The sequence below is a fragment of the Pelagibius sp. Alg239-R121 genome (assembly GCF_947331435.1).
GTDB lineage: Bacteria > Pseudomonadota > Alphaproteobacteria > Kiloniellales > Kiloniellaceae > Denitrobaculum.
On sequence record NZ_CAMZOF010000007.1, the window covers coordinates 146,015 to 169,683 of the forward strand.

Below are 23,669 nucleotides of genomic sequence, written 5' to 3' on the forward strand. Positions count from 1 at the left end.
CTTGTAACACTCCCAAGGTGGTTAGGATGACATAGCGGCAATCTTTGTCCAAGGCCTCTGAGGTTGCCGATGCGTCGCCCGACGAGCTTTCGCAGCATTCAGTACTCGGCGTAGATCTCGATCACGTTGCCTTCGGGATCGCGGAAGAAGAGCGTGCGGTGCCGCCAGTCCGGCAGGTCTGTGGGTTCCCGCAGGATCGGGACGCCCTGCGCAAGCAACTCGGCGTGGCAGACATCGACGGCGGGCGGCGGCACACGGAAGGCAAGCTGAACAGAGGCCGCACCCGGTTCTGCCGGGCCGTCGTCCCAGACCGGGTTAGCACCGCGCGGCCGCAGCGTGAGCAGGGTCGCACCGACCCGGAAGCTCACCCAGGTCTCCAGGTCTGTCTCTAAGGGAAAGCCCATCACGTCTTTATAGAAGCTGCGGGTTTCGGCCAGATTTTGGCAGAGTAGGATCGTGTAGTCGGCGTTGCGAATTTCCTTGAGGCTCATGGCGGGCTCCTCGTGATTTCGACAGATAACCAAAACGTGCCGTGTGGTGGCGGCCGTCGAGCGATCAAGAGTCTGACAGAAGTTTTTCCGCGGTCAGTTCGTCGGTGATCAGGCCGTTGATCAGGCCGCCGCGCACGGCGGCGGCGATGGCGGGCAGCTTTTTCTCGCCCATGGCCATGCCGGTGACGAGGGAATTTTCGCGAGAAGGAATGGGCGCGCTGGCGACCCGCGCGTTGGTGTTTCCGGCGATGAGTTGGCCCTTGGCATCGAAGACCCAGCCGGTGATCTCGCCGACCGCGCCCGCCGCCATCAACTGGTCCATTTCGGGATCCGTGATGAAGCGGTCTTCGCGCAGCGGCGCTTCGTGGCCCAGCTCGCCGATGCCGACAAAGGTCATGTCGGCCCTGGCCGCCAACTCCAGGGTCGAATGGATCATTTCCTGCTGGTGCAACAGTGCGCGTTCCTCGGGCGAGGAAACGTAGACGGGCAGGGGCATGGGATAGTGCCGGGCCTTGACCGCGTCCGACATGCTGAAGATGACGTTGTAGAAGGCCGCCGAGCCGTCCGGCGCGATGCTCCCGGTCAGCGAGACGATCTTGTGCTGCGGGCAATCCATCTGCGGCAGCTGATCCACGGCGGCCTTCAGGGTCCGCCCGGTGCCCAGCGCCATGATGATCGGCGCGCTTGATTTCAGCGCCTTCTCAATCGCCGTGGCCCCGGCCTCGGCCAGCCCCACGGTGGTCGAGGAAGACCCCGGATCGCTCGGCACCACCTCGACGGACTTCAGCCCGAAGCGCGCCTTCAGCTCCCGCCCCAGCTCCAGACAGCGTGCGATGGGATGATCGACCCGCACCTTGATCAACCCCTCGCTGACCGCCAGCGAAACCAGCCGCTGCGCCGACTGCCGCGAAATCCCCATCTTCTCGGCAATCTCGTCCTGGGTGTTCTTGGCGACGTAATAAAGCCAGCCCGCGCGCGCCGCATCGTCGAGACGGTTTCCGTTGGAGTCTTTGCGGCGTTGCATGAGCGTTGGACCGAGGTGGTTTGTGTGCAAGGCGGCGGCGGGATGCGTGCGGCCGATGTCTATTCACTTACGACAGAGAGGTGGGGGATGGCAAATGACGTAGTCCAGAACCTTAACGTGAAGTCACGAAATGGCTTTGTTTTCATGACTTGTCCGGTGCAGCCGTTCAGGCTTTTGGCACGCGTGTTGAGTCCCGGATCTCCGGTGCAAGTTGAGTTGTGACTTGTCACCTCATCAAATTTCTACAACAATTTTCTGGAAAATAGTTACTTCTTGTGGAGGTCGGTAGTTGAGAATGTTGTGTTTGAGTATTGATTAAATTTTGTGCAAGAAATTGATCGGCATCTTTGATCTGTATGTTTTGAGTGCACCTGACATATTTCGAGTTGAGAGTCTTATCAATTAGATAAGTATTTTTCAATCGAGGGTTTTTACAATAGAGCTATGGAAAAATTATACTTATCTAAATATTTGGCATTTAGTGTTTGCGGCGGCCAAAGCGAGAGTAATTGTCTTTAGTTGATCGGACGGCCTGATTTTCACCGCGGTCCCCGCTCAAGAGAACCGAGTATCCGAAACGCCGGCAGCGATAGGCAGGCAGGGTTCTGGAGATCCGCGAACAACAGCCCCGTATCGTGGCCGACACGCCGTGACGCGGCACGCAAACTGGGGAACGGCTATGGGAAAAGCTATGCTCGTGTCCGATGATGCTGACGCGTCGGTCCTTATGATGGACGAACGCCGGATCCGGCTCGGCCATGACGTCGGGCTCTCCCGGGACGCTTCCGCCCGTCAAAATTCGAACAAGTGGGGGGAGGAGCGGCACCATGGCCTCAATACCTGAGAAAGACCCTGAAAGCGGTTATCTGAAAGGTATCCTCGATGCCCTGCCGGACCAAATTGCCGTTATCGACGAGCATTCCGTCATCGAATGGGTCAATAACGCCTGGGAACGTTTCTATCAGGAGAACGGCGGGTCGCGCGACATTACGTGGTCCGGCCTCAAATACCTGGCCTGCTGCGAGCATGAGGACGTGTCGGGCGACCCCGAGGTCGCCGCATTGATCCGTGGCGTGCGAGGTGTCCTCGACAAATCGTTTGATCGCTTCGACTTTGCCTACCCCTGCGATAGTCCCGCAGAAAGGCGCTGGTTTTTGATGAGCGTCGTACCTGTCACTCTGATTGGACCACCACGTTTTGTCGTCACGCACCGGAACATCACTGAAGAGAAGCTGGCGCAGGAACAATTGAAGGAGTTGGTCGTCACAGATGCGTTGACTGGCATGCATAACCGCCGATACTTCAACGAGCAGTTTGATCTGGAATGGCGCCGTGCGGAGCGTAATTGCCACGAGTTGTCCTTGATCTACTTCGACGTAGATTTCTTTAAACAGATCAATGACACGCTCGGTCATGTCGCCGGCGACCAGTGCCTCAAGGCTATCAGCACGACCCTGAAGCGCTTTGCCCGGCGTCCCGGCGACGTTGCCGCGCGCATCGGCGGCGATGAGTTCGCGATGCTGCTTGCCAATACCCCGCGCCATTCCGCGGAACAGATTGCGCGCCAGATTCAGGTCGCTATTGCCGACCTTGACATCATCCTGCCGCAAGACCACGCGAGTGCACATGTGACGCTCAGCATCGGTATTGCAACCGCGCTGCCCCGGCGGGGCATCCGGCAGCGCGATCTGTTAACCGCCGCCGACGATGCACTCTACGAGGCCAAACGTAACGGCAGGAATCGCATCTCCATCGCCGATGGGGCGCCGTCGCCTGATCTTTCCGAAGCCTCGGTGCAAATCCGGTAGGACTTATGCCAAGGGCCGGAAAATTCCCGCCCTTTCGGCAATCTCGTCCTTTACCCGATAAAGGCCAGGAAGGGTTGGCCCTCAATGGCTTCCACAAAGCTGTAGGCCACCAGGCCGACATAGAGGGCGGAAAAGGCCAGCACGAAGGCCTTTGCCTTGCTTTGCGCAACAACCTTGCCGACCACAAACCCAAACAACGGCACGAAGTGCATGGCGTGCAGCGCGAAGAAGTGGGGCACCCGCAGGTCGCCGCCGTCGCGGGACCAGCCCATGATCGCCAGGCCCGCCGCGTCGGTGCCTGAACCGCCGACGAAATGGCCGCCGTTGCTGGCCAGATAGCCCGCCGTGACCAGGGTCAGGGGCAGGGTCATGATCAGGCCGGAGGCGAGCGAGAGGGAGAGGGCTGGCGGGAGGCCGCTGTCCTTGTTCCACCAGATCTGAACGCCGTAGAGCGTGCTGGCCGAGGTGATGACAGCCGCGAAGACGCCCATGAGCGAATAGAGGCTGCCCAGGAGCGGCGTCGAAACGTTGAAGTGCGAGGCGGTTCCCATGGCGGCCGCGCCGCCGATCCAGACCATCTCCGCCAGGGCCGAGAAGACCACGGCGGCGGCGAAGAGGCGGTACCAGATCTTTTGCGTCATGCCGGAGGGCAGCCAGCGGGCAAAGGCGGCGAGGGTGAGGAGAAAGACCGCCAGCGCGAATTCGAACTTCAGCGGCTTGATCCAGATGTTCTCGCCCAGGTGCAGGCGGGGATCGATCGCGATGGCCGCCAGGGTCGGCAGCATCAGCAGCAGCATGAGGAGACCCGCGCCCGCGAAGACCGGTTCCGGCCGGAAGAGGTCGAGGAACCGCGCGGCGGAAAAGGAACGAGGCGGAACGGCAGTCAGGACGGCGCTGTTCATGGTCAGGCCTCCGAGAGATGGCTTTGGGTCGTGCCGCGGGAGTTCATGCAGCGGCGGGGCTCACGCCGCAGGGGCTCACGCAGCCGCGGGGGCGGTCTGGAATCGCCTGACCAGACGCAGGGCCATGAAGAGCAGCAGGCCGACGGGCCCGAACATAAAGGTCAGCCCGAGACAGGGGACCACGAACCAGAAACGGATGCCTTCGGTCCGCGCGGTGCGGCATTCCCAGGCGCCGATGAAGAGATCGAACGCGAGATAGTGGATCCAGCCCGCCAGAACCAACTCGGGCAGGGTGAAGAGCTGCATGACCTCGGCGAGGCTACCGAAACCGCCTTCGCTGCCGGACCAGAAGGCCAGAATGAGCGCGCTGTAACCGACGGACAGCAGCAGCGGCAGGGCGATGCCCGCTATGCGGTCGGCCCAGACCGGAATGACGGGAGAGGCCAGCAGCACCAGCCAGCCGGCCATCGCCGTTGTGCTCGCCAGGCTAAAGATCTGATCCGGGGTCATATCGCGCTCCTGAAGTTTGCGTTGGAATTGAAGCTTTGGTCGAGTTCAATCTTTACGCTGTCTAGATCTATTTGAGTTATAATCTTGTCACTGTCAAGTTCGATTTTGACATTGGCAAGTTTGGGGCGTAAGCAAGAGCTATGGCAAAATCGAAAGTTGAATCGGGAAAACCTCGCGCCTTGTACGAAGGCGCAGCTAAAGCGCGCTACCATCACGGCGATCTGCGCGCGGTGCTTTTAGAGGCGGCGGAGGCCGAGCTCTCCGAAAAGAGCATCGAAAACTTCTCTTTGCGCGGCGTCGCCAAGCGGGCGGGAGTCAGTCATGCCGCACCCGCGCATCATTTCGGTGATGTCGATGGCCTGCTGACCGCGCTCGCCGCCATTGGCCACCGGCGCTTTGTCGCCCTGCAGAACGTCCGCCAGAAGCGGGCTGTGAAGGAGGGCGCCGCGCAACTGGTCGCCGCGGGTCTCGGTTACATCGACTTCGCCATGACAAACCCGGCGCTCTTTCGCCTGATGTTTTCCTCCAAACGCCCGGACTTTTGCCAGGGCGAACTGGCGGAAGCCGCCACCATCGCCTTCGAGAAGCTGCTCGATGACGTCGGGCGTTACCGGAACGGCGACCCGCGAGAGGACGATGGGGTTATGGCCGATGCCATGTCGACCTGGGCCATGGTGCACGGTCTGGCCGACCTTCTGAACGGCGGGCGCATGAAGTTTCTGCAGAACCTGCCGCGCAAGCGCCGCGAGGAACTGCTGGCCGATATGATTTTACGGGCGGCTTCGCCGGGATAGGCGGCCTTAGCGCAGTTTGCGTTAACGGACTCAAAACCCGCTGCCTATCGGTCAGCATGCTGTTGACCTTGAACGCAGGTTTTGAGAACTTCTGTTTTCGAAGAACGCAAATCGCTTGTTGGGTCTGTTAAACATCTCGATGTTTAACAGACCCTAATTAAATTTCCGGAAAAACCTTGTGCGGTCGAAGACGTCTTCCAGATCCTCGATGCGTTCGCGGGTGCCGTCCCAGGTCTGTTTCTGGACTTCGGCGATCATGGTCTCCAGCAGCAGCATGATCACGACCGAAGAATCCCAGGCGGAGGGCACGACGATGCGGCTGGAAAAACAGAGATCGGCGAAGCGGCTGACCGGCGAGCGCCATTGATCGGTGAAGAGGATGATCCTGACCCCGCGCTCACCGGCCAGTTCGGCCAGCTTGATGGTGGAATTTTCGTAGCGCCGGTTGTCGAAGATCACCAGGACGTCGCCCTCCTCCATGTCCAGCAGGGAGTGCGGCCAGGAATTTGAGCGGGATTCGATGTTCGTCACGCCGCGGCGGATCATCTGAAGATGCATGTAGAAATAGTCGGACAGAGCCCGGGTGATTCGGCCGCCGACCACGAAGACCGTCCGCTTGGGATCGGCGAGCAGGCCGCAAGCTGTATCGAAGCTCTCCGGGTCAATCTGTGCGAGCGTCTGGTGAATGTTGTCGATGACGGCTTCGGTGAAGCGGTTCAGGATGTGCTCGTTGGGTGCGTTCTCGGCCCAGGTGTCGTGTTTGGCGATCGGATTGACGATCTTCGCTTCCAGCTCGCGGCGCAGCTCGGCCTGGAACTGCGGGAAGCCGGCATAACCCAGCTTGCGCACCATGCGCACCACGGTCGGCGTGGACACGGCGGCATTGTTGGCGACCGTGGTGATGCTGCCGAGGCCCGAGACCGGGTAGTTTTCCAGGATCGAGTTGGCCAGTTGGCGTTCCGCGCGGGTCAGGTCGTCGAATGATCGCTGCAGGCGTTCGCCAATAGTCTCGGTCTGTGCCGGCATAGGGCATCCTTTTACATTTTGGCAGCGATGATAACAGGCTAAAGCGCTCTGAAGAATATGTTTCTGAAAAGGAGTTGACTGTCTGGTCAGGTCTGTAATTATCTATACAGAATGGCTGGGGGAGAAGCATGGCGTTGCAGGAGGACGGAATGGATCCGGACCAGGCCGGACCCATTTTACCGGAAGTGTTCAATGCCGGTGGATCGGGTGCCGTCGTGCTTGTCTGCGAGCATGCGTCCAATGCTATTCCAGCCCGCTACGCGAATCTCGGTCTAGACGACGGTGACCTCACGAGCCATGTTGCGTGGGACCCCGGCGCCTACGATGTGGCGCGGGCGGTGGCTGGACAGCTCGATGCAATTTTCGTTGCGTCTCGCGTCTCGCGTCTTGTGTATGACTGCAATCGCCTACCCGAGTCACCTGACGCTATGCCTGAAATCAGCGAAATCTTTGAGATTCCAGGGAATAAAGAACTTTCTGACGCGCAAAAACGCGAACGGGTGGAGAATGTTTATCTGCCGTTTAAACAGACGCTTTCGGATGTGATTTCGCGCGCCGGCCAACTGAAGATCATGGTCACGGTTCATAGCTTTACGCCGGTTTACTTCGGCGCTTCCCGGGATGTTCACATCGGTATTCTTCACGACGAGGATAGCCGCTTCGCCGATGCCATGCTGGAGTTGTCCGGGCAGTTTACCAGCCTGGACGTGCGGCGGAATGAACCCTACGGCCCCGAAGATGGTGTGACCCACACCTTGATTGAGCATGGCGTCCGCAATGGGCTGATGAATGTGATGATCGAGATCAGGAACGACCTGCTGGCCGTTGAGCAGGACCGGATCATTATCTCTGATATGCTTGCGGCCTGGATTGGCGCTGTCTGCGACAAGCTGGGCATTGCGGGTGCAGGGAAGGGAACGGCATGCCCGGAGTGATCAGGCAATACGTGAAGATCGTCGATACGATCAACCGGCGTCTCGGGCGGCTGGTCATGTATCTGATTTTCGTGATGGTCGGCATTCTCTTGTGGTCGTCGATCTCTAAGACATTTTTTCTGCCGTCCCTCTGGACCCTGGAAATGGCGCAGTTCGCCATGGTTGCCTATTACATGCTGGGCGGGCCCTATTCGATCCAACTCGGCTCCAATGTTCGGATGGACCTGTTCTACGGCGATTGGTCGGATCGAAAGAAAGCCTGGTTCGATGCCTTCACGGTTTTCCTGCTGATTTTTTATCTCGGCGTTCTGCTGTACGGCGGCTGGGAAAGTACGTCCTATTCGCTGCAGTACGGTGAACGCAGCAGTACGGCCTGGCGGCCAATCCTCTGGCCGATCAAGATCACCATGTGTCTCAGCATTTTCCTCATGATTCTTCAAGCGATCTCGGAGTTCTTTAAGGACGTGGCGCGCATTCGTGGGGTTGAAATCTGATGTCCTACGAGTTGATCGCGATCCTGATGTTCTCGACCATGATGATCATGCTGATGACCGGGCAGAGGGTCTTCGGCGCCATCGGTTTCGTCGGCGTGGTGGCGGGCCTCCTGCTGTGGGGCGACACCGGCGGCAGCGACATCGCCTTCTCGGCGGCCATGAAGCTGATGAAGTGGTATCCGCTGCTGACCCTGCCGATGTTCATTTTCATGGGGTACGTGCTGTCGGAATCCAAGATCGCCGACGATCTCTACAAGATGTTTCACGTCTGGTTCGGACCGGTGCGCGGCGGCCTCGCTATCGGCACCATCCTGCTGATGGTTCTGGTTTCCGCCATGAACGGTCTCTCGGTCGCCGGCATGGCCATCGGGGCGACCATCGCCCTACCGGAACTGCTGCGCCGCGGCTACGACAAGCGCATGGTGACCGGCGTGATCCAGGCGGGCTCGTCGCTGGGAATCCTGGTGCCGCCTTCGGTGGTGCTGGTGCTCTACGCCATGATCGCGCGCCAGCCGGTCGGGCAGCTCTGGCTCGCCGGAGTCATTCCCGGTCTGATGATGGCGGCCATGTTCATCCTCTATGTGGTGATCCGCTGCCGGCTGCAGCCCGAGCTGGGGCCCGCGCTGCCGCCCGAGGAACGCGATGTTCCGATGGCTGAAAAGCTGCGGCTGCTGCGCGCGGGAATGCTGCCGCTGGTCATCTTCGCCGCCATGATGGTGCCCTTCGTGAACGGTTGGACCAGCCTGGTGGAAAGCTCGGCCATCGGCGCCATGACGGCCTTTATGGCGGCGGTCCTGAAGGGCCGGATGAACAAGGAGGTCTTCGAGGTCTCGGTCCGCCAGACCCTTGCCATCTCCTGCATGTTCATGTGGATCATCCTGGCGGCGCTCGGCTTCGGCGCCGTGTTCGACGGGCTCGGTGCGGTCAAAGCGATCGAGAACCTCTTCACCGAACAGCTCGGCCTCGACCCCTGGATGATCCTGATCCTGATGCAGCTTTCGTTTATCCTGATGGGGACCTTCCTGGACGATACGGCGATGCTGGTAATCGTGGCGCCGCTTTACGTGCCGCTGGTCGGCGCGCTGGGCTTCGATCTGATCTGGTACGGCGTGCTCTACACCATCACGACCCAGGTCGCCTATATGACGCCGCCGTTCGGCTACAACCTGTTTCTGATGCGCGCCATGGCGCCGCCGGAGATTACGCTGAAAGACATTTACGGTTCGATCGTGCCTTTCGTCGGGGTGATGATCGTCGCCCTGGCATTGGTGATGTCCTTTCCGGACATCGCCCTGTGGCTGCCGGATTACGTCTACGGTAAATAGCACCGGGCTCCGGCTGAGTATGAGGGTGGAAGAAAAAAGCTGTTAACAGGGCTCAGCCCGCTGGGATCAACCTGCCAGGCTCGGCTCATAACCAAGGGAGAAGAGGACATGACTGATAGAAGAAAGTTCCTGAAAGGGGCCGGTATCGCCGGTGTTGCCGCTGGCGCCTCCGCATTGGCCGCGCCCGCGGTGCACGCGCAGTCGAAAATCAAGTGGCGGATGCAGACCTACGCCGGACCGGCGCTGGCCGAGCATGTGATCAAACCCGCCATCGATTCCTTCAACAAGGTCGCCGGCGACGAGATGGAGATCGAGCTGTTCTTCGCTGATCAGCTGGTCCCGACCGGCGAGCTCTTCCGGGCCATGCAGAAGGGCACGATCGATGCCGTGCAGTCCGATGATGATTCCATGGCTTCGCCGACTGAGGTGACGGTGTTCGGCGGTTATTTCCCCTTCGCGTCGCGCTATTCGCTCGACGTGCCGGTGCTGTTCAACCAGTTCGGCCTCGACAAGATCTGGGATGAAGAATACTCCAAGGTCGGCGTGAAATGGCTGTCCGCGGGCGCCTGGGATCCCTGCCACTTCGCCACCAAGGATCCGATCCACAGCCTCGAGGATCTGAAGGGCAAGCGCGTCTTCACCTTCCCGACGGCCGGCCGCTTTCTCACCCAGTTCGGCGTGGTTCCGGTCACCCTGCCATGGGAAGACATTGAAGTCGCCGTGCAGACCGGCGAGCTGGACGGCATTGCCTGGTCGGGCATCACCGAGGACTACACGGTGGGTTGGGCGGACGTGACCAACTATTTCCTGACCAACAACATCTCCGGCGCGTGGGCTGGATCGTTCTTCGCCAACATGGACCGCTACAACGAGCTGCCCGATCATTTGAAAGAGCTGCTCAAACTGACCATGGACAGCTCGCACTATTACCGTCAGTGGTGGTACTGGGGCGGCGAAGCGCATCTGCGCACCCAGGGCACCAAGATGAAACTGACCTCGATTCCCGATGAGGAATGGGCGCAGGTCGAGGCGGCCGCCATCAAGTTCTGGGATGAGATTGCGGCTGAATCCGAAACCAAGGCCAAGGTGGTCCAGATCTTCAAGGACTACAACGCCAGCATGGAGAAAGCCGGCCGGCCGTACCGCTACGGCTGATTAGCCGCCGGGTTGAGATGAAGAGGGGCGCCCTGTGGGAATGGGGCGCCCTTTTTTGTGGGAAGAACGCTGCTCTCGATACTGTATGGGAGTCTCTGGCTTTGAAGTGAGATCTTTGGTTCGTTTCTGAAAATGCCAGTGATTGTTTCGACTTTCGAGCGGACCTCGGACGTAGATGAGGCGATGCTCCATGTTTTGGAAATGCCAAGAACGGAGCTTCGCTCACGCTTTAGAAAATAGCCGATCTGAGCTCAATTTGCTCATTCGGAGGAGCGCTGCGAGGGCCGTATTTTGCAGGGAACGCATGTCATGGCGTTATGTTGGCCAAGCAGCGTAGCAGCATGAAGGTTCGAATCTGACGGACGGGCGCTACGCATAAAGCATAGGCCAGGTTCCAAGAGTGAGCTTCTCCGATTTCGTTTGTACTCGCTACGGCTGAATGATTGTATCGCGCGATAATTAGCTATCGGAGACCTGGGCAATGACATTCGACATGTGGCTCGCATTTACCGCGGCATCCGTTGCCTTTTTGGCTTTCCCGATTGGCCCCACGATTTTGCTCGTCATTACGCTTGGACTCTCGAACGGGCCGCGTATCGCCCCGGTCGCCGCATTTGGCGTCGCCTTGGGAGACGCGACGGCCATGACCGTATCGTTGGCCGGGCTTGGTGCGCTTTCGCTTGCCTCTGCACAGGTTTTTGCCGCGCTTAAATGGATCGGCGCCGCCTACTTGATCTGGCTTGGTATCCGGACAATCCGGTCTGCACGTGACACAGACACAGCGCCAGGCGTTACAGATTCTCGTATCAGCGCGGCGCGGATTGTTCGTCAATGCGCGGGAGTGACCGCCCTGAACCCGAAACCGATCGCTTTTTTTATCGCCTTTGTGCCTTACTTCATTGATCCTGCCGCGCCGCTCCTTCCGCAATTTGCGATGGCTATCGCGACCTTTACTAGCCTTGCCTGGGTAAACGCCTATGTCTATGCGCGGCTTGCCGGGCAGTTGCGGGGAGTGATCCGGCGTCCGTCGATCATTGCCTGGTTTAAGCGCGTCAGCGGCACTGTCTTGATTGGCATGGGATTGGCTACCCTTACTTTGCGCCGCTCTTCCGTCTGATCGCACCCGGCCAGTGCGATGCAATATTCCGAAAGGAGAAACGCGGGGCAGGGAAAGCGGCCATTCTACGAACAGTAAATAAAGTCTTGTGTTGCCGACGTTTGTAACTCTTGTGGCAAGGGCCTGGATTGAGCCCATTGCGTCAGTGAAGTGGAACTGCGAGTTGGTTCTATCTGCGTCTGCCCAGAGCATCCAGCTTCACAATCCGTTTGCCTGGAGTTCCAACGTAGTCTTCAGTGGAAACTCGCCCTTTGTCGTCTTCAATAGTCACTGCAAATCCAGTTGTTGGTGCGAGATGAGTGAAGCGAACTTCAAATTGACGAAAGTTACTCTCAGTGGCGCCGTGCTTCGCACAAAACTGAGGGAATGCTTTTTGATACAATGAGATAGCTCGTGGGAGCCTATCATCCACCGTTCTCCCTTTGATTGTGCCGTTCAGAAAATCAACACTAACAACGCCATCATCGTTTGAAGCTGCGTCGGCAAATACGTCTGTTCCGAACATTCCGACAACAAAACCTAGTCCGCTAGCTAGTGAATCTGCGAAATTGTGCGCGATAGAATGTAGTTGCTTATGTTTCATACTTCCAAGATAGCAACAGCTCTAACGTCTGAAAACTCTGCTCAACCGTCCTACTGACTGGTTGTACCGACTTCCCCATTTGAGCCCGTACTTTTTTCGACAGGGTGAAGCGAATGTCGCTTAACGATCGCCCGCTTCACACTGCTCCAGCTCCATAAAAGCGCGCAGTCCTTTTGCCTCATCTTCATCGAACCGGTCGACGGTTATGGTGAGGTCCGCGATACGGTCAAATCGGAATGTGCGGAAATCCTGTCTGAGTTCGCACCAGGCTGAAAACATCCATCCATCTGTGAGGTTCCAAACCACGAGCGGGTGCAGGCGGCGCTCGGATCGATTCCCTTCGCCGTTCTCATAGACGATTTGCACGATTTGCCGTTTGCGGATCGCCTCGCGAAGCAAGCCCACATTCGGCGCTTCGCTGTTTCTACGTTGAAGGCTGAAGTAAGGGGCGTCGGCGAGTTTCCGCTCCTCCGGTTGAGGCATGCCTGCCTGGATCTTTGCGCGCGCTTCGCGGGCTGCGGTTGCCAGGACCGAATCGCCGGTGCTTTCCACAAAGGATAGGCCGACAGCCAGCGCGTCGATCTGGTCATGGGTGAAGGTCACATTCGGCAGGTCAAAACCAGGTCGCAGCAAATAGCCAACACCGGCTTCGCCTTCAATCGGAAGGCCGGAGGCCTGGAGATGGGCAATGTCGCGATAGATTGTGCTGATACTAACTTCGAAATGCTCGGCAAGTTCGTTGGCCCGGCTGATACCTCGGGTTCGCATCTCGTTCACCAGTCGAAAGAGTCTTTCTGCGCGACGCATCGGGTTACTCGCCACTTGGAATTCGAGCGTGTTGGGGCTCAAGCAATCTTTATCCAAGACTGTATCATAAGCTCAGCGAGTCTCGATGGTCGTGAACCGGAAAGGTGCTCCAGGTCATCCGCGATACCTGTGAGACTGCACGGACGACCTGTTGCGTTCCGGAATTTCCGGAATTTGTGATCAGTCGGCAGCCGTGGCCTCGATCTCAAACATCAACGGGGGGAGCGCGAGCCGGGTTACGCCCATAAGCGTCATTGGAGGCGCAGCGTCAAGGGGTCCAAATCGTGATCCGAAAACATCGAAGTGCTTCATGGCTTCATCCACGTCGGTCGTATAGATCTTGAGTTGAATGACGTCAGAGAGACCCATCTGGGCAGCGCTCAACACGGTTTCCAAATTGTCTATGGCCAGCGCCATTTGCTTGCGCATGTCCCCTGGGTGCTGCGGGTTGCCGTCAGCGTCGACGGCGGTCTGGCCTGCGCAGACTAACTGCCGGTTCACTCCATCGAGCACTTCGGCCTGATTGTAGCCGAATTTCAGCGACCACGGCCATGGGTTAACGGCTGTTCTTTTCATAGCAAATGCGTCCTCAATGAGAAATCAGAGGGCTCCTATGAACCACAGGTCTCCATTCACCGTGGTGGCAGGAGTGTCTCAAGCTGAAGAATAATTCGTTCGATCAGATTGGGAACTCAACAACCCATATTCATCGAAACGCGCCGATACCCTTTGTCGATTGCTGGTGTTTATCCAGACTGCAGCGAATAGCCGGGTTGAGCCACGAGCTGCCTTCCAATACAGCGTATCAAATACAAAATACGCCGTTGCTTACGCTCGGGCCATAATCGCGAAAAGCCCTATCCGGACTGCGGTGCATTCACGACACTCTCTCTTGTCGCCAAGTATGCCCCCCCAACAACAAGGACAGTGCCTGCAATCGTTGCAGCAAAAATGGGTTCATCCCAAAAGATGAATCCAATAATCGCTGCAAACACGAGCGACATATAAATCCATGTGTTCACTTTGTCGCCCGGCGCCACAGAGAATGCCTTGGCATAGAAGAATTGCCCGACAATTGTGAAAACGGCGATGAAAAAAACTTGGATCATCTGGATTATTGCGGGCCATTGCCATACCCAAGGGAGTGTAAGAGCGGACAGCAGCAGCGCAAAGAATGAGAAATAGAACATCTGTCTGTCGGGCGGCTCCGTCGTCCCCAGAGACCAGATGACCATCGCCGCAGCTGCGCCTCCGAGGGCTGCAAATAAAGCAGATACCTCTCCTATCGAAATTCCCACATGGTCAGGCCGCACAATCAGCAACACGCCAACGAAGCTGATGAGAACGCCCAGCCAAACATATCGATCTGACAATCTGCGAAAAATGAGCAAGGCAAGAATTGGAACGAATAGAGGGCCCATGGACTGTAAAATCACCGCATTCGCAAAGGGAATATGAACCACCGCAAAAAAATAGGCGACGATTGCGCCGTAGGTGAAGGCTGACCTTAAAAAGTGCTTTGCCAGCTTGTTGGTGCGAAGGCCACTGGCCGAGCGCCTCAACACGACCCATCCGCACATAAGCGCGAACATCCAGAGATTGGTCCAAAACACGAGAACCAGCACATTGAGTTCGCTGGCTGCAAACCTCGCTACGGCAGGCGCCAAGGCAAAGAGTAGCGCCGCAATGATCACATACGCCGTTCCTCGCCCTATTTGATTTCCTGTAACGGGTGCCGCCATTGATTGTTCCAACCTCACTGCCAATACCTGAGTCCGAGCCGTTCTACCAAATCACTGCTGACATCTGTGTGGCAGCAGTGATTTGGTATATTTGCAAAAAGGAACGGAGGTTGAATCATGTCCAAAGCAGCGCGGCTTTTTGAAGTGATACAATTGCTGAGGTCAGCAAAGGGGCCGATTTTGGCTCGCGACATAGCTAGCGCGCTCGAGATTTCGATACGGACAGTTTACCGGGATATCGCCAGCCTCCAGGCGATGCAGACACCGATTCTGGGTGAGCCTGGAGTGGGCTATGTCATGCGCAAGGGATACGATTTGCCTCCAATCAATTTCGACGCCGAAGAAGCTGAGGCCATTACCGTTGGCCTCAGCTTGGTCGCACGAACGGGAGATCCGGGCTTGTGGCGGGCGGCCAATCGTGCCGCGCGCAAATTGCATGAAACGGCACCGGGAACGCGCAGACTCATTACGTCGTCTTGGCGCATGGAATGTACACCTAACCTAGAGCTCTCTGAGCTTCGGAAAGCGATCCGCAACGAGACGAAGATGCGAATCACTTACTGCGATGTCGAGCAACGGGAAACTAGGCGCGTGATCTGGCCGCTTGTCCTTATCTACTATTTGGACGCAGCGATGATCGTGGCTTGGTGCGAATTGCGTCAGGATCTGAGGCATTTCAGATTGGATCGTGTGATGAGCTGCACGGTGCTGGCCGACAGCTTTCGCGGACGTGGAGACAAGTTGATCTCCGAATGGGAAGAAAGCCAAAAAGGCAGAGCCGTGCCGGCTCTGGATCTGTAGTTCGAACTGCCGTCATTCATAGTGCCGCACCGGATGGCCGCTTTGTCAAAACTGCCACTGTTTGAGGCATTTGAAATGAGATGGCGTTATCAGCCAGCTGATCGGCGGTGACTATGCTTGTAGATTTCAGTTTTTGTCGCGATCCGTGAACCGGCCTTCGGATCCGGTGCAGCAAGATGGAACGGACCTTCATGCCCGGCGACGAGCGAGCACGGGTGGAAGCGGCCGCCGTGAAGTTCTGGGATAGGATCGCCGCTGAATCCGAGACGAAGGCGAAGGTCGTTCAGGTCTTCAAGGGCGGCAATGTGGCTGTGGAAAGGGCTGACCATTGCCAGGGCTGATCAGCCGATTTGCTTGAGATGAAGCGGCGCGCTCTCCTTTTTTGCAAAGAGATCACTTCAGGCGGTTCCGAAAGTGCGGATTTTGACCCCCGCGTCCTCCAGTCGCTTACGCACGGCCTCGGCCAGCTTTACCGCGCTGGGCTCGTCGCCGTGGACGCAGACAGTATCCGGCTCCACTGGTACCTTGGTGCCGTCCATCGCCGTGACTGCGCGCTCTTCGACCATGCGCAGCACGCGATCCGCGGCGATCTCGGCCTCGTGAATGACTGCGCCCGGCGTGCTGCGCGGCACCAGCAGGCCGTTGGGCTGATAGGCCCGGTCGGCGAATACTTCCCGCGCGAGTCCGATGTTCGCCGCTTCGCCCTCGCTCTGCAGGGCCGTGGCCGCGACCGCGACGAGGATGAGGGTTGGATCGGCCTTGGCCGCGGCGCCGATGCACTGAGCCGCCAGTTCGGCATCCTCGCTCGCCATGTTCGACAGCGCCCCATGCATCTTGACGTGGCGAACCTTTGCACCTTGGGATCGTGCGATCGCCTGCAGGGCGCCGATCTGATAGATCAGCATGGCCTCCATTTGGGCCTGCGGGGTGCCGTGAATGCGCCGGCGGCCGAAACCATGCAGGTCGTTGAAACCCGGATGCGCCCCGATGCCGACGTTCTTTTCCAGACAGAGCGTAACCGTCTTGGCCATGATCTCCGGGTCGCCCGCGTGAAACCCGCAGGCGATGTTGGCGCTGGTGACGATATCCAACATCGCGGCGTCATCGCCCATCGGCCAGGGACCGTAGGACTCGCCGAGGTCGGCGTTGAGGTCGATAGTGGGACTCATTGTGGCTCCTCCGCGCCAGAAACGACGCCGTCGATCAGGTTGTAGGACAGAAGGTCGGTTATTTCGCGAGGGTCCCGCAGCAGCGGTCTGATCGCTCCGCGGAACGCTTCGCGCGTTGACATTTCGCGCCGCAAGGCCTCAACCGCCGTCTCCTCATCGACCATAATGAAGCGGAATCCGCTGCCCGTCGAGAGCTGCGCAAGAGCCGGCAGGTCGGCCGTCGTTACCGTGGCAATACGCGGATAACCGCCGGTCGGCTGGCAGTCGGCCAGCAGGGCGATGGGTAGGCCGTCTCCGGTCAACTGGACATCGCCGATCGAAACGGCATCCGACAGGCCCGACAAGGCGCCTTCCGTTTGGAAGGGAGGGCCTTCGAAGTCGAGCCGTGTGCCCATGCGGTCGCGCTTTGCCGAGAGCTTGAAATCGGTGGCGGCGAACCGTTCGCGTTCGGCTTCGGGATAGAGGTAGGCGTGCGATCCCCAGAGGGCGCGGATCTCTTTTTTCGCAAAGCGGTCGCTTACGGGCAGAAGCATTCCCGTAGTGTCGCCTGCGTCATCACCAACAGGCAGGTGCGCGCCTGCCGTCAAAGCACCGCCACCCAGTCCTGCACGCAAATGGGCCGCCCGGGAGCCGAGCTCTGGGGGTGTCACGATACCGCCGCCGATGCTGATATATCCGGCGAAGCCATTCTTGACGGCACCGATCTCAAGAATCTCGCCGGGAGCCAGGCTGAGACTGCTGCACCAGGTCACGGGACTGCGTTCACCGGAGGTTGTTATCTGGACGGAGGTCATGGGCGCGCCCGTGAGGGCGATGCGCAGTGGGCCACCATTGGCTTTGAAGCTGCCGCCGAACATACAGAGTTCGATCACCGCCAGACCGACGTCCTGGCCGAGCAGGGCGGCGCCCTCGTCCACGGCAATCGGGTCGAGCGCGCCGCCGGTCGAAACGCCGTAGCGCTGATAGCCCGGCCGCCCGCGGTCCTGGATGCTGGCAGCGGGGCCCACAGAGAGGACTTCCAAATAGCGCCCGGTCACCTTAAGCGCTCCGTCATGTGATCGCTTCCGGCTGTACGATCGGAAGGCCCTCGGCGGTCTTGGCTGCGAGTTTGGCGAAGTCGGCCTCCGAGACAGGATCAAAGGTGATCTCGTCGCCGGGCTCCAGCAGAAAGGGTGGGTCGTTTTTCAGATCGAAACTCAGGAACGGCGTCCGGGCGATCGTTCTCCAACCCGTGGGTATGGTAGTCGCACTGAAAGTCGTCTGGCGCACGGCGACGGAGATGGAGCCTGGCGGCACCTTCGGCTTGACGTAAGACAGGCGGGGGATCGCCCAGGCCTTGGAGAGACCGCCGAGGTAGGCGAAGCCGGGCGCAAAGCCGAGCATCAGGACTCTTTGCCGGGTCGAAGCGTGATCCTGGATGGAGCCGTCTTCACTCATCCCTGTCAGGTCGGCGACTTCTGCTAGGTCCGGTCCCGCCTCTCCACCATAGTGCGCGGGCAGCCGCCAAAGACGCCGGTTGTCGGGCGGGGGCGCCTCAAGCCAGTTTCGTTCTGCCAGCAGTTCGCCAAGTTTATCGCGCATCGCGGCGGGCGGGGAAATCAGGGGATCGAAACGTACAAACACCGAGCGGATCGCCGGCGCGGTCTCCACTATTTCCGGGAAACTGAAGGACCGCAGCCGGGCATCGAAGGCCAAGACCGCATTGGAGATGGACTCGGACAGACGGTTGCCGAATTCGATGATGACCGCACTGTCACCGGCAGGCCTGAAAAGGGGAGATGATTCGGTCTCTGGGCTTGCCACCTTCAATTATCCAACGCTGCAGTCAAGTCACGCTTCCCGGATCGCCGTTGCCAGATGCGCGCCTGCACCCGATCAATTCCAGCTCAGTGCCCATCGAACCAAGTCGACTAATCTAACGCCGACCAATCTAACGAAGGGCCTCATGCCGTCAAGCCTTCGAAACCAGGATGGAAGCGCACGAGGTCTTTGCGGATTGCAACACCGGTACGGAATGAGCCGGGCTGGCTGGTCGCACCGACTGATCAGCCGACAGTGTTACTTCGAGAGGAGCGATCAAAGAGGAGTGTCCTTTTTCATGTGCAAAATCAATGCGCTCTGCACGAACCTTCCTCTGCTTTGCAATTATGTCAACACTGTCCACTCGGTTATCATGGGGTTTCAATCGGCAGGAGATCACAGTGAACGCGGTCATCTGGTCGGCGACGTTCCACTCTTGTTTATTGTGAGCATCATCATTTGGTACTCGATGCCGCCGAAGGGGGCAAAGGGGCAGATTACCGATTCACGTTGATGGTCATGCCGGATCAGGGGTGATCAGCATCATGGTTGTTTGATGTCGGCTGTGCACTAATGCCTGTGATTGAAGGCGGGGACAGTGCCACGCGGTCATTCAGGGATCTCTCGTTTTTGCACGTTGTAGGTTGGTAAAACATCACACCACGGTCGTGGCGGATATCGCAGTTGGTGGGGATCACACCAGAAGTCTTGCAGTCCCTGATATTGAGGCGGGCAGTGATTCCAGCCAGCGTAATTGTAAATGCGGATAGCCTGATTGTTGTCCGCATCACCCTCTTGAATCGTAGGTCTATTATACCAATCCAGCGGACGGGTGATGATCAGCTTTCTGCCAGTACCAGCCATGCCTGTCTTGACCTTGCAGTTGTGCTGCGCATTGCGCATGCAAACTACTCGGTCTTCCCCGGTCTTTTTCAGGTGTTTGTTGTCGTAGCATTGGTTCAAAGCACTGTCTTGCCCAAGAATGCAGGTGAAATACTCAAAACACTGGGAGCGAGACAAATGGTCGGCAGATGAAGGTCCGGACAGCAAACCTATGCAGATTGTTGCGAATGCGAACAGAGTGCTGTTGAGGGGCAACCAATGACTTTGACCCAAAACCTGCCCCTTTTGTGGAATGCCGGAGACAATCGATCGTACGCACGATGTACAAATCGATCAAGATTTTGAGTTTCCAGTTTAAATCAGTAGCGGCTATGGCTGGGACCAAGTCACATGTTCGCTCCGTTCTACAGAGCTATCGTTGTTAGAGCCGGACACGGTGACTTCCCGAATTTGATCCATCCCAAACATTTTCTGCTCTGCAGTCAACATCCGTATTCTTTTTACCTTCGGACGGACGAAAGCTAGCGGCAGCACCTATCTTGACTGCGAACGAAATTGCACTAGCAAATTGATCGCTCCAACGAGCGACAGGACGATCAATGCGGCAACCGGGAGGACGGAGAGTCCCGTGTTCATGGCCAACAAGCTCGCTAAACCTGATCCAAAAGCGATCCCCAAATAGCTAGCAGACGAATTTACTGCCAAGATTAGGGCATGCCGATCCTGGTGGACGATTTCAACCAGTCGACTCTGCTGGGGTGTCGTAAACAAGGTTCCAGCAAAGGCGCATCCTGCGAGTACGAGTGTTCCGTAAACCGGGCCGAGGTCAGCATTCATAAGCAGAAGCAGGGCGGCCAGACCGGTGATACTGACCCACACGAGTACATCCGATCCTACGCGATCAGTCAGAAAACCAGCGGCAGCATTCCCGGCAACACCAAAGATGCCGAACAGCAGGATTGCGGCCGGCAGGCCTGCATCGCTCACACTGAATTCTTGGCCAAGCAATTCCCCCATCAGAGAATAAATCGTAAACTGGGCAGCCAGCATTCCCAGCGTTGCCAGCAAGACCATTGTGGGTTTCCAAAGGCCAACGCTGGGGGTTTCATCCTGCCCACCATCGCCCACGGCGATCGTTTCGTTCGGAAGAACGGCAAGCACAAGAAGCAAAAGCAACAGTGCCGCAACGGCAATCGCTGCCATCGCGCCTCGCCAATCAAGCATCAGCGTGAGCCATGTCATGATTGGCACGCCCGCCACTGTAGATAGCGTGAAACCGGTAAAGACGATGGCAAGAACCGCGCCTCTGCGGCCGACCGGGGTCATTGCGACAGCAACTGCTGCACTTGTCGGCGCGATCAGTGAGCTTCCCAGGGCGGCAGCAATACGTGAAAACAGCAGACTTGAAAATCCCGCAGCGAGCGCTGCCCATGTCAAAGCGGCTGTCAGTATGACCGTGCCGACGATAATGAGACTACGCGGCGAATAGCGTTTTCCCAACGCAAACTGCGCGATTGGTGCGACGACAGCGAACGTCGCTGCAAATGCAGTCACCAGCCAGCCAGCAGCGCCGGGTGAAACCGCCAGATCGCGGGTCATCGCGGGGCCGACTCCAAGTATGCTGAGCGACGTTGTTCCTATGACAAACATGCCTAGCGAGAGGATCCACGGAACTAGATGGCTGTGTTTGAAAGCCGGCATAGGGTTACTTCATATGACCAATAGGCAACTATGAGTCTTGTCTGACGGTGAGGGTATCGCAGCATCATCCCTCTAAAATAAAGAAGAATCGGCGCGCGTGAGTTTTCTATTTGATCGCAAGGCGTTATTGAAAGCAGACTTTGGCAAAAGCTTGGAAGGTTTAGTTTTTTCATTAAAACTGCCTCCGTCGTAGACCTGTGGATTACCGCTTTTTGGGCCTTCATTCAGATCTGTCTGTCGTCAACCAATCCAGAAATGCCTTGGCGGCTGGACGCCCGAAGGCGGTTGTTGATCCCACCGCAGCATAAAGTGCACCGGTGGCCCAGACCGGGCCAGTCTGGACCAGCGTTCCCTTGGCAATGTCACGTGAAATCAAGAACCCGGGCAGCAAGGCAGACCCGCTGTCCGCCAGTACGCCCTCGCGGATCATGTAGAAGTGGTCGAAGGCGAGTTGGGGTTGAGAACCTGAAACTGGCCGGCCTGAGCCTGCTTGGCCTGAAACCACCCGACCGGGGGAGGCCGTGATGGCGCGAGCTTCGGCGAAGGCGTCCCAGGCGTTGGGGCGGGTGGTGTGTGCGAGGCGGGGTGCGGTCCAGAAGTCGGCGACGGTCTCGATACCGTGTTGGGCTTTGAATTCCGGACTGCAGACGGCGATCATCTCTTCACGGAACAGGACCTTCGCGGTCAGGGGCGTCCAGCCGCCGTGACCCCAGGTTAGGACGATGTCCAAGAGAGATGGGTCCCAGTTCACCGGGTCTTTGTGGGCCGCACTGAAGTCCGCATCGACTGTCGAGACCGTAACGGAGAGTCCGGGATGAAGCTGTGCGAAGGCCTGGAGGCGCGGCGCTAACCAAAGACCGCCCAGGGAGGGCAGGACGCCGATCCGCAAGCTTCCGGTCAGTGAGCCGCTCAACTCGAGTCGGGTGGTTTCGATCTGACGCAGGATCGAAGTTGCGCTCTCGGCCAGCCGCAGGCCGTCAGTCGTTATTTTGACTGTGCGGCCCTGGCGCGTGAAGAGAGCGACCCCGAGGTGGCTCTCTAAGGATTGGATGCGCCGGGAGACTGCGCCCTGGGTCAATCCGAGTTCCTGTGCCGCACGGGTGAAGCTGCCGAGGCGTGCGGCCGCTTCGATGGCGGGTAGGGCAGCCAGAACGAGAGAATCCGTCGCGCGGGGTGGTGATTTTTGCATGAGTTTTAATCATGAGTTATTGCTCGAATTAAAGCTTTTTACCGCGTGAATGATGGTGGTATCAAGCAACTCTCCTGCCAAGGCAGTTATGCCCCGCGCCGTGACAAGCGGCGAAAGAAGGAAAAGAAGATGCTTGGATCCAACGAAAACCTTATCCACGACGTCCGCGCGAAGTTTGCGCATGTGGATAGCTGCCCATACCAGGGGACACGAGTGTTCTTTGAGAATGCCGGCGGTGCTCTGACCTTGAATTCCGTGGCCGAGAAGTCGCAGGAAATGGCGGCGATTCCGGACAATCAGGGGCGCGACAATCCGGCGGCCCATGAGCTGGTCCGGATTATCGCCAAGGCCAAGGACGACACAAAGCTGTTTTTCAATGCTTCGGGCGGTCAGGTTTTCGTGGGCGAGAGTGGCACGGAACTGCTTTTCCGTTTAATCAGCGCTGCCATACTGGGCGCCGAAAAGGGCGGCATTGTTTTGGGCAGCACACTGGAGCATCCGGCCTCGCGCAGCGCCTGCATCCGCTGGGCCGATATCGCCGGCAAGGACTATGTCAGCGTACCGCATAATGCGGAAACCGGATCGGTGACGGCCGAAGACTACTTGCCACACATCAGCCCAGACACCCGGGTGGCGACCATTCTGCACACCTCACCGGTCAGCGGCATGGCGGTGGATGTCGGTGCGATCGCGAAGGCAATCCGAAACGTTGCACCGGACTGCTATATCATTATCGACGGCATCCAGCATGCGGCGCATGGTGGCATCGATATCGATTCCTACGGCATCGATGGATATGTGATCTCGCCCTACAAGGCCTTCTCGCGTCACGGCTATGGTCTTGCCTGGATCTCGGACCGCTTTACCCAGCTGCCGCATGACGGTCTGATTGGTGCGCCGCAGGCGCAGTGGGAGCTCGGAACACGGGACACCGGAGCCTACGCGACCTTTTCGGAGGTCGTGGCCTATTTTGAATGGCTGGGCAGCCAGGTGACCGATTCAACCGACCGCCGCGCGCGAATTGAAGCGGCGGGGAAGGCGATCCATGCTCACGAAAAGGACCTCACCGACGCCATGCTTTTTGGCATTGGGAATCTCAAAGGCTTGACTGAAATGCCCGAAGTCGGCGTTCTCTGCGGTGCTGAAAATCCTCTGCGCGAGGGATTGGTCTCCATGACCGTAAAGGGAATGGACGCAGAGACACTGGTTTCGGCGCTACGTGAGCGCGGCATCCGGGTTCATGCCCGCAAGGCGGATCACTACTCGGCAAACATTCTCACACCTCTCGGTCTCGAAGACTGCGTCAGAGTGTCGATGTGCCACTACAACAGCGAGCAGGAAGTCGCGCAATTCCTGACTGCAATGCAGGAAATTGTTGCGCTGTAAGACCGGGGCGACCGGGCTGCTATTCTCAATGAAGAGGGCGGGCATGTCGCCTTGCTGTGGAGCGCCT

General features: G+C 58.2%; 27 protein-coding genes. 13 read left to right on the top strand and 14 right to left on the bottom strand.

Annotation, left to right across the window (positions count from 1 at the left end; translation table 11 throughout):
• Nucleotides 1–98: 98 nt before the first annotated feature.
• Together QMZ18_RS22465 and QMZ18_RS22470 are read right to left on the bottom strand one after the other, a co-directional pair.
• The gene (locus tag QMZ18_RS22465) at nt 99–491 is read right to left on the bottom strand and encodes a VOC family protein (RefSeq protein WP_282608600.1); all 393 of its coding nucleotides are present in this window, start codon (nt 489–491) and stop codon (nt 99–101) included.
• A gap of 64 nt (nt 492–555) precedes the next feature.
• Nucleotides 556–1,515: a sugar-binding transcriptional regulator gene (locus QMZ18_RS22470; RefSeq protein ID WP_282608601.1), complete on the bottom strand. Its 960-nt coding sequence runs from the start codon at nt 1,513–1,515 to the stop codon at nt 556–558.
• A gap of 691 nt (nt 1,516–2,206) precedes the next feature.
• Here QMZ18_RS22470 and QMZ18_RS22475 point away from each other — a divergent pair.
• On the top strand, nt 2,207–2,359 hold the full coding sequence (locus QMZ18_RS22475; RefSeq protein WP_282608602.1) for a hypothetical protein: 153 nt from the start codon (nt 2,207–2,209) through the stop codon (nt 2,357–2,359).
• Nucleotides 2,343–3,323: a sensor domain-containing diguanylate cyclase gene (locus QMZ18_RS22480; protein WP_282608603.1), complete on the top strand. Its 981-nt coding sequence runs from the start codon at nt 2,343–2,345 to the stop codon at nt 3,321–3,323. The genes QMZ18_RS22475 and QMZ18_RS22480 overlap by 17 nt, the downstream gene beginning before the upstream one ends.
• 50 nt (nt 3,324–3,373) lie before the next feature.
• Here the strand turns inward: QMZ18_RS22480 and QMZ18_RS22485 are convergent, their stop codons facing one another.
• The gene (locus tag QMZ18_RS22485; protein ID WP_282608604.1) at nt 3,374–4,225 is read right to left on the bottom strand and encodes a hypothetical protein; all 852 of its coding nucleotides are present in this window, start codon (nt 4,223–4,225) and stop codon (nt 3,374–3,376) included.
• A 75-nt stretch (nt 4,226–4,300) separates the two neighbouring features.
• A complete protein-coding gene (locus QMZ18_RS22490; RefSeq protein ID WP_282608605.1) occupies nt 4,301–4,735 on the bottom strand; it encodes an ABA4-like family protein in 435 nt (144 codons plus the stop codon).
• A 140-nt stretch (nt 4,736–4,875) separates the two neighbouring features.
• On the opposite strand from QMZ18_RS22490, the gene QMZ18_RS22495 reads away from it, so the two are divergent.
• Nucleotides 4,876–5,529, top strand: a complete 654-nt coding sequence (locus tag QMZ18_RS22495; protein WP_282608606.1) for a TetR/AcrR family transcriptional regulator — start codon at nt 4,876–4,878, stop codon at nt 5,527–5,529.
• 153 nt (nt 5,530–5,682) lie between these two features.
• Here QMZ18_RS22495 and QMZ18_RS22500 read toward each other — a convergent pair whose 3' ends face one another.
• Nucleotides 5,683–6,555: a MurR/RpiR family transcriptional regulator gene (locus QMZ18_RS22500; protein ID WP_282608607.1), complete on the bottom strand. Its 873-nt coding sequence runs from the start codon at nt 6,553–6,555 to the stop codon at nt 5,683–5,685.
• Nucleotides 6,556–6,683: 128 nt separating this feature from the next.
• On the opposite strand from QMZ18_RS22500, the gene QMZ18_RS22505 reads away from it, so the two are divergent.
• The 5 genes from QMZ18_RS22505 to QMZ18_RS22525 all read left to right on the top strand — a co-directional run bounded on the left by QMZ18_RS22505 (nt 6,684) and on the right by QMZ18_RS22525 (nt 11,581).
• Nucleotides 6,684–7,490, top strand: a complete 807-nt coding sequence (locus QMZ18_RS22505; protein ID WP_282608608.1) for an N-formylglutamate amidohydrolase — start codon at nt 6,684–6,686, stop codon at nt 7,488–7,490.
• The gene (locus QMZ18_RS22510; RefSeq protein WP_282608609.1) at nt 7,478–7,984 is read left to right on the top strand and encodes a TRAP transporter small permease subunit; all 507 of its coding nucleotides are present in this window, start codon (nt 7,478–7,480) and stop codon (nt 7,982–7,984) included. Before QMZ18_RS22505 ends, QMZ18_RS22510 begins: the two co-directional genes overlap by 13 nt.
• A complete protein-coding gene (locus QMZ18_RS22515) occupies nt 7,984–9,309 on the top strand; it encodes a TRAP transporter large permease subunit (RefSeq protein WP_282608610.1) in 1,326 nt (441 codons plus the stop codon). Before QMZ18_RS22510 ends, QMZ18_RS22515 begins: the two co-directional genes overlap by 1 nt.
• Before the next feature lie 108 nt (nt 9,310–9,417).
• Complete coding sequence (locus QMZ18_RS22520) at nt 9,418–10,464, top strand: TRAP transporter substrate-binding protein (protein ID WP_282608611.1); 1,047 nt, start codon at nt 9,418–9,420, stop codon at nt 10,462–10,464.
• Between the two features lie 481 nt (nt 10,465–10,945).
• Nucleotides 10,946–11,581 carry a LysE family translocator gene (locus QMZ18_RS22525; protein ID WP_282608612.1) on the top strand — a complete coding sequence of 212 codons (636 nt, stop codon included), beginning with the start codon at nt 10,946–10,948 and terminating at the stop codon, nt 11,579–11,581.
• A gap of 169 nt (nt 11,582–11,750) precedes the next feature.
• On the opposite strand, the gene QMZ18_RS22530 is transcribed toward QMZ18_RS22525, so the two are convergent.
• The 4 genes from QMZ18_RS22530 to QMZ18_RS22545 form a co-directional block, all read right to left on the bottom strand.
• The gene (locus tag QMZ18_RS22530; RefSeq protein WP_282608613.1) at nt 11,751–12,164 is read right to left on the bottom strand and encodes a hypothetical protein; all 414 of its coding nucleotides are present in this window, start codon (nt 12,162–12,164) and stop codon (nt 11,751–11,753) included.
• A 120-nt stretch (nt 12,165–12,284) separates the two neighbouring features.
• Nucleotides 12,285–12,971 (bottom strand): YafY family protein, encoded by a 687-nt coding sequence (locus tag QMZ18_RS22535; RefSeq protein WP_282608614.1) that lies wholly within the window; start codon nt 12,969–12,971, stop codon nt 12,285–12,287.
• Nucleotides 12,972–13,151: 180 nt separating this feature from the next.
• Complete coding sequence (locus QMZ18_RS22540) at nt 13,152–13,547, bottom strand: RidA family protein (RefSeq protein WP_282608615.1); 396 nt, start codon at nt 13,545–13,547, stop codon at nt 13,152–13,154.
• A 281-nt stretch (nt 13,548–13,828) separates the two neighbouring features.
• Entirely contained in the window at nt 13,829–14,713 is an 885-nt protein-coding gene (locus QMZ18_RS22545) for a DMT family transporter (RefSeq protein WP_282608616.1), read from the bottom strand.
• Between the two features lie 117 nt (nt 14,714–14,830).
• On the opposite strand from QMZ18_RS22545, the gene QMZ18_RS22550 reads away from it, so the two are divergent.
• Together QMZ18_RS22550 and QMZ18_RS22555 are read left to right on the top strand one after the other, a co-directional pair.
• Nucleotides 14,831–15,514: a YafY family protein gene (locus QMZ18_RS22550; protein ID WP_282608617.1), complete on the top strand. Its 684-nt coding sequence runs from the start codon at nt 14,831–14,833 to the stop codon at nt 15,512–15,514.
• A 176-nt stretch (nt 15,515–15,690) separates the two neighbouring features.
• Complete coding sequence (locus QMZ18_RS22555) at nt 15,691–15,855, top strand: hypothetical protein (protein ID WP_282608618.1); 165 nt, start codon at nt 15,691–15,693, stop codon at nt 15,853–15,855.
• A 57-nt stretch (nt 15,856–15,912) separates the two neighbouring features.
• Here QMZ18_RS22555 and QMZ18_RS22560 read toward each other — a convergent pair whose 3' ends face one another.
• The 3 genes from QMZ18_RS22560 to QMZ18_RS22570 are packed head-to-tail and all read right to left on the bottom strand — an operon-like array spanning nt 15,913 to nt 18,486.
• A complete protein-coding gene (locus QMZ18_RS22560) occupies nt 15,913–16,683 on the bottom strand; it encodes a LamB/YcsF family protein (RefSeq protein WP_282608619.1) in 771 nt (256 codons plus the stop codon).
• The gene (locus tag QMZ18_RS22565) at nt 16,680–17,720 is read right to left on the bottom strand and encodes a biotin-dependent carboxyltransferase family protein (protein ID WP_282608620.1); all 1,041 of its coding nucleotides are present in this window, start codon (nt 17,718–17,720) and stop codon (nt 16,680–16,682) included. The genes QMZ18_RS22560 and QMZ18_RS22565 overlap by 4 nt, the downstream gene beginning before the upstream one ends.
• A gap of 13 nt (nt 17,721–17,733) precedes the next feature.
• On the bottom strand, nt 17,734–18,486 hold the full coding sequence (locus QMZ18_RS22570) for an allophanate hydrolase subunit 1 (RefSeq protein ID WP_282608621.1): 753 nt from the start codon (nt 18,484–18,486) through the stop codon (nt 17,734–17,736).
• 295 nt (nt 18,487–18,781) lie between these two features.
• Here QMZ18_RS22570 and QMZ18_RS22575 point away from each other — a divergent pair, with 295 nt between their 5' ends.
• Together QMZ18_RS22575 and QMZ18_RS22580 are read left to right on the top strand one after the other, a co-directional pair.
• Nucleotides 18,782–18,997, top strand: a complete 216-nt coding sequence (locus QMZ18_RS22575) for a DUF6632 domain-containing protein (RefSeq protein ID WP_282608622.1) — start codon at nt 18,782–18,784, stop codon at nt 18,995–18,997.
• A 170-nt stretch (nt 18,998–19,167) separates the two neighbouring features.
• Nucleotides 19,168–19,518 (top strand): hypothetical protein, encoded by a 351-nt coding sequence (locus tag QMZ18_RS22580; RefSeq protein ID WP_282608623.1) that lies wholly within the window; start codon nt 19,168–19,170, stop codon nt 19,516–19,518.
• Nucleotides 19,519–19,860: 342 nt separating this feature from the next.
• Here QMZ18_RS22580 and QMZ18_RS22585 read toward each other — a convergent pair whose 3' ends face one another.
• Nucleotides 19,861–21,027: an MFS transporter gene (locus tag QMZ18_RS22585; protein ID WP_322097262.1), complete on the bottom strand. Its 1,167-nt coding sequence runs from the start codon at nt 21,025–21,027 to the stop codon at nt 19,861–19,863.
• Between the two features lie 220 nt (nt 21,028–21,247).
• Nucleotides 21,248–22,216 (bottom strand): LysR substrate-binding domain-containing protein, encoded by a 969-nt coding sequence (locus tag QMZ18_RS22590; RefSeq protein WP_282608625.1) that lies wholly within the window; start codon nt 22,214–22,216, stop codon nt 21,248–21,250.
• A 129-nt stretch (nt 22,217–22,345) separates the two neighbouring features.
• Between QMZ18_RS22590 and QMZ18_RS22595 the strand changes: the two genes are divergently transcribed.
• Nucleotides 22,346–23,602, top strand: coding sequence for an aminotransferase class V-fold PLP-dependent enzyme (locus QMZ18_RS22595; protein ID WP_282608626.1), 1,257 nt, complete (start codon nt 22,346–22,348; stop codon nt 23,600–23,602).
• Nucleotides 23,603–23,669 lie beyond the last annotated feature (67 nt).

Excerpts from the sequence above, each read along its gene's own strand:
- QMZ18_RS22495 (WP_282608606.1), top strand. The coding sequence starts at position 4,876 with ATGGCAAAATCGAAAGTTGAATCGGGAAAACCTCGCGCCTTGTACGAA.
- QMZ18_RS22545 (WP_282608616.1), bottom strand. The coding sequence starts at position 14,713 with ATGGCGGCACCCGTTACAGGAAATCAAATAGGGCGAGGAACGGCGTAT.
- QMZ18_RS22535 (WP_282608614.1), bottom strand. The coding sequence starts at position 12,971 with ATGCGTCGCGCAGAAAGACTCTTTCGACTGGTGAACGAGATGCGAACC.
- QMZ18_RS22595 (WP_282608626.1), top strand. The coding sequence starts at position 22,346 with ATGCTTGGATCCAACGAAAACCTTATCCACGACGTCCGCGCGAAGTTT.
- QMZ18_RS22590 (WP_282608625.1), bottom strand. The coding sequence starts at position 22,216 with ATGCAAAAATCACCACCCCGCGCGACGGATTCTCTCGTTCTGGCTGCC.
- QMZ18_RS22550 (WP_282608617.1), top strand. The coding sequence starts at position 14,831 with ATGTCCAAAGCAGCGCGGCTTTTTGAAGTGATACAATTGCTGAGGTCA.
- QMZ18_RS22480 (WP_282608603.1), top strand. The coding sequence starts at position 2,343 with ATGGCCTCAATACCTGAGAAAGACCCTGAAAGCGGTTATCTGAAAGGT.
- QMZ18_RS22555 (WP_282608618.1), top strand. The coding sequence starts at position 15,691 with ATGGAACGGACCTTCATGCCCGGCGACGAGCGAGCACGGGTGGAAGCG.
- QMZ18_RS22475 (WP_282608602.1), top strand. The coding sequence starts at position 2,207 with ATGCTCGTGTCCGATGATGCTGACGCGTCGGTCCTTATGATGGACGAA.
- QMZ18_RS22585 (WP_322097262.1), bottom strand. The coding sequence starts at position 21,027 with ATGCCGGCTTTCAAACACAGCCATCTAGTTCCGTGGATCCTCTCGCTA.
- QMZ18_RS22530 (WP_282608613.1), bottom strand. The coding sequence starts at position 12,164 with ATGAAACATAAGCAACTACATTCTATCGCGCACAATTTCGCAGATTCA.
- QMZ18_RS22505 (WP_282608608.1), top strand. The coding sequence starts at position 6,684 with ATGGCGTTGCAGGAGGACGGAATGGATCCGGACCAGGCCGGACCCATT.
- QMZ18_RS22515 (WP_282608610.1), top strand. The coding sequence starts at position 7,984 with ATGTCCTACGAGTTGATCGCGATCCTGATGTTCTCGACCATGATGATC.
- QMZ18_RS22500 (WP_282608607.1), bottom strand. The coding sequence starts at position 6,555 with ATGCCGGCACAGACCGAGACTATTGGCGAACGCCTGCAGCGATCATTC.
- QMZ18_RS22490 (WP_282608605.1), bottom strand. The coding sequence starts at position 4,735 with ATGACCCCGGATCAGATCTTTAGCCTGGCGAGCACAACGGCGATGGCC.
- QMZ18_RS22465 (WP_282608600.1), bottom strand. The coding sequence starts at position 491 with ATGAGCCTCAAGGAAATTCGCAACGCCGACTACACGATCCTACTCTGC.
- QMZ18_RS22525 (WP_282608612.1), top strand. The coding sequence starts at position 10,946 with ATGACATTCGACATGTGGCTCGCATTTACCGCGGCATCCGTTGCCTTT.
- QMZ18_RS22560 (WP_282608619.1), bottom strand. The coding sequence starts at position 16,683 with ATGAGTCCCACTATCGACCTCAACGCCGACCTCGGCGAGTCCTACGGT.
- QMZ18_RS22520 (WP_282608611.1), top strand. The coding sequence starts at position 9,418 with ATGACTGATAGAAGAAAGTTCCTGAAAGGGGCCGGTATCGCCGGTGTT.
- QMZ18_RS22485 (WP_282608604.1), bottom strand. The coding sequence starts at position 4,225 with ATGAACAGCGCCGTCCTGACTGCCGTTCCGCCTCGTTCCTTTTCCGCC.
- QMZ18_RS22575 (WP_282608622.1), top strand. The coding sequence starts at position 18,782 with ATGTGCAAAATCAATGCGCTCTGCACGAACCTTCCTCTGCTTTGCAAT.
- QMZ18_RS22540 (WP_282608615.1), bottom strand. The coding sequence starts at position 13,547 with ATGAAAAGAACAGCCGTTAACCCATGGCCGTGGTCGCTGAAATTCGGC.
- QMZ18_RS22510 (WP_282608609.1), top strand. The coding sequence starts at position 7,478 with ATGCCCGGAGTGATCAGGCAATACGTGAAGATCGTCGATACGATCAAC.
- QMZ18_RS22470 (WP_282608601.1), bottom strand. The coding sequence starts at position 1,515 with ATGCAACGCCGCAAAGACTCCAACGGAAACCGTCTCGACGATGCGGCG.